The following is a 3,258-nucleotide window of genomic DNA, read 5'->3' as shown; positions in this document are numbered from 1 at the left end:
GGCTCTTTTTTGGTGCCCAAAAGTGAGGTTTTTATGAAACAGGAATCAACTGTTGACTTGTTACTAGACGTTGATCAACGTCCTTCTGCTGGTAAAGGTATTCTTCTCAGCTTCCAGCACGTATTTGCCATGTTTGGTGCAACCATTCTCGTTCCCTTAATTTTGGGAATGCCCGTGTCGGTTGCTCTCTTTGCTTCCGGTATTGGAACACTTATCTACATGATTTCTACTGGTTTTAAGGTTCCAGTTTACCTAGGTTCTTCATTCGCCTTTATCACGGCTATGTCTCTAGCCATGAAAGAAATGGGGGGCGATGTATCTGCTGCTCAAACTGGGGTCATCTTGACTGGTTTGGTCTATGTCCTTGTAGCAGCAAGTGTTCGTTTTGCAGGTACGAAATGGATTGATAAACTCTTGCCACCAATCATTATCGGACCTATGATTATCGTTATCGGTCTTGGTCTTGCTGGTTCTGCTGTAACGAATGCTGGACTTGTGGCAGACGGAAACTGGAAAAACGCCCTTGTAGCCGTTGTTACGTTCTTGATTGCAGCCTTTATCAATACAAAAGGAAAAGGGTTCCTCCGTATCATTCCTTTCCTCTTTGCCATCATCGGTGGGTATATCTTCGCTATGATGCTTGGTTTGGTTGACTTTACCCCAGTCCTTCAAGCCAACTGGTTTGAAATTCCTGGTTTCTACTTGCCATTTAGCACTGGTGGTGCCTTTAAAGAGTACAACTTGTACTTCGGTCCTGAAACAATTGCTATCTTGCCAATTGCAATCGTAACAATTTCAGAACACATTGGAGACCACACAGTTTTGAGTCAAATCTGTGGCCGTCAATTCCTAAAAGAACCAGGACTTCACCGTACGCTTCTCGGTGACGGTATCGCGACATCTGTATCCGCCTTCCTCGGTGGACCAGCTAACACGACTTACGGAGAAAATACAGGAGTTATCGGGATGACTCGCATCGCTTCTGTCTCTGTTATCCGTAACGCGGCCTTCATCGCCATTGCTCTTAGCTTCCTTGGTAAATTTACTGCCTTGATTTCAACCATTCCAAATGCTGTGCTTGGTGGCATGTCCATCCTTCTCTACGGGGTTATCGCCAGCAATGGTTTGAAAGTTTTGATTAAGGAACGCGTTGACTTCAGCCAAATGCGTAACCTCATCATCGCAAGTGCCATGTTGGTACTTGGACTTGGTGGGGCTATCCTCAAACTTGGCCCAGTTACACTTTCAGGTACTGCTCTATCAGCCATGACAGGAATCATCTTGAACTTGATTTTGCCACACGAAAATAAAGACTAATCATCTATACACAAAAAATCCACTCGATTGAGTGGATTTTTTAATTACTTACTCTTTATTTCCAACAGTAAATCTTTCAATGAAATAATGGTCACGGCTAGTAAAATCATAGCCATACCTATAAAATCAATCGCATAAAACTGTTCCTTCATAATCAGAAAGGCAAAGAAAACGGCAGAAATTGGCTCTATGGAAGCCAATAAACTAGACTTAACAGGGCCTATCAGACTAGCTCCCTTTAGGAAAGCTGTATATGCAAAGACCGTTCCGATGATGATAATCCCAGCAAATGCAAAGAGAAAATCTAAGCTGGTTGGTATGCTGGCCTGTAAGACTCCTGTGAAGGGAATAGCCACTACACCAGAAATAACCATCCCGACACCAATCACCAAAATACTGCCCCACTTCTTAATCAAAACGATGGGAAGGATAATATAGAGGGCATAGGTCAAGGCTGAAAAGAGGCCCCAGAACAGACCTAGGGGTGTGACAGACAACTGGTCGACTTTCCCATGCGTCGCGATCAGAAAAGTTCCTCCTATAGCCAATCCAATCGAAATAATCTCAGCCAGTGTCGGAGCTACCTTATCCTTCATACAGGTATAAACCAAGATCCCAACGGGGCATACATACTGGAGAACTGTCGCCGTTCCAGCATTGGTTTCCTGAATGGCAGAAAGATAGGCAAACTGGTTTAAGAAAAGTCCAAAAACTGCAAATAGCAACAGAGATAGCAGACTTTTTTTGTCTTTTAAAAAAGAAAGGAATTTATCCTTTGAAGTCGTATAGGATAAGAACACCAGTGCCAAGCCTGCAATGATAAGTCGCAAATTGGTCAAGACTAAAGCAGAAATCCCGTGTGCCATCAGGTATTGGCCACTGGTTCCAGACAAGCCCCAAGCAATCCCTGCCACTACTGTATACAGAGTTCCTTTTACGGTTTTCGACATGCTTCCCCCTACTCCTCTTGACGAATCATTTCCATCACTTGGTTTCGGTCAACTATCCACTGGGTACGCTCATCCTTCTCATACGTTCGATTGGATAAAAAGATAGTAGCTTCTTGTTTCTCTCGATTCCACATGATAAAGGTACCAGTATAGCCCGTATGGTCGAGCCAGGCTCCTTCCAAATTCCAGGCTAGGGACCGCTCCTTATCATCTAAGGGAGAAAAATTTCGGCTCAATTCTGCAGCAAAATCATCTTTCAAGTAATGTTCCAGAAAGATCTGCAGATCCTTAACAGTCGAAAACAAACCAGCACTTCCTGCGTGTTTCCCTAATAGACGGGCTTTGGGATCATGAATATTTCCGGCCTCCACTCCTTTCACTGTTGGGACAGCTTGCTCAACGGGACCGAACTTGGTCTCCTTCATCCCCCATGCTTCCAAAACTTGTTCTTCTATAATCTGATCCAAGTCTTGATTAAAGATTTTTTCCAAAAGAAAGCCCAAAAGTAAAAAGTGAACGTCCGAGTATAGGAAGGCTGGCTGACTTCGTCTATTGAGGTGAAACATGGCTTCTTTTAATTCAGGGGCAGTCAAGAGGTCCCGATTTGGAATAAAGGGGTCTAAATCTGTAGCATGGGTCAAAAGTTGCCGTATAGTGATATCAGGATAATCACACTCCGGTAAAAAATCCGTCACCGGTCGATCAATATCTAATTTGCCCTGCTGCCACAAGAAGGTAAAAACCGTCCCCACTCCCACTACCTTACTCACACTGGCTAGATCATAAACCAAACCACTTTCTGTCTTCAAGTCTCTTTCTGGATCACTCAATCCTAGATAAGACTCTTTCCATTCACCATCCTTATAATACGCAAAAGAGGCCCCGGGATAAATCCCTGCCTCGATTTGATTTTCTATTTTTCTTAGAATTTTTTCCCACTTCATGCTTCTTCAAACCACAATTCAATGTTATTGGTATCTTTACCAAGGAA

The 3,258-nt window shown here is 43.5% G+C and carries 3 protein-coding genes; 1 reads left to right on the top strand and 2 read right to left on the bottom strand.

Annotated elements, in window-relative coordinates; genetic code table 11:
• Window positions 1-33 precede the first annotated feature (33 nt).
• A complete protein-coding gene (locus GMD4S_RS07515; RefSeq protein WP_000808282.1) occupies window positions 34-1,317 on the top strand; it encodes a uracil-xanthine permease family protein in 1,284 nt (427 codons plus the stop codon).
• A gap of 44 nt (window positions 1,318-1,361) precedes the next feature.
• Here GMD4S_RS07515 and GMD4S_RS07510 read toward each other — a convergent pair whose 3' ends face one another.
• Together GMD4S_RS07510 and GMD4S_RS07505 are read right to left on the bottom strand one after the other, a co-directional pair.
• The gene (locus tag GMD4S_RS07510; protein WP_000047999.1) at window positions 1,362-2,267 is read right to left on the bottom strand and encodes a DMT family transporter; all 906 of its coding nucleotides are present in this window, start codon (window positions 2,265-2,267) and stop codon (window positions 1,362-1,364) included.
• Window positions 2,268-2,275: 8 nt separating this feature from the next.
• Window positions 2,276-3,211, bottom strand: coding sequence for a serine hydrolase domain-containing protein (locus tag GMD4S_RS07505; RefSeq protein ID WP_000870771.1), 936 nt, complete (start codon window positions 3,209-3,211; stop codon window positions 2,276-2,278).
• Window positions 3,212-3,258 lie beyond the last annotated feature (47 nt).

The organism is Streptococcus sp. GMD4S (assembly GCF_000296955.1).
This window is presented reverse-complemented; position numbering and strand designations above follow the sequence as displayed.

What these genes read in the sequence shown, in the direction of transcription:
- GMD4S_RS07515 (WP_000808282.1), top strand. Translation starts at nt 34, where the DNA reads ATGAAACAGGAATCAACTGTTGACTTGTTACTAGACGTTGATCAACGT.
- GMD4S_RS07510 (WP_000047999.1), bottom strand. Translation starts at nt 2,267, where the DNA reads ATGTCGAAAACCGTAAAAGGAACTCTGTATACAGTAGTGGCAGGGATT.
- GMD4S_RS07505 (WP_000870771.1), bottom strand. Translation starts at nt 3,211, where the DNA reads ATGAAGTGGGAAAAAATTCTAAGAAAAATAGAAAATCAAATCGAGGCA.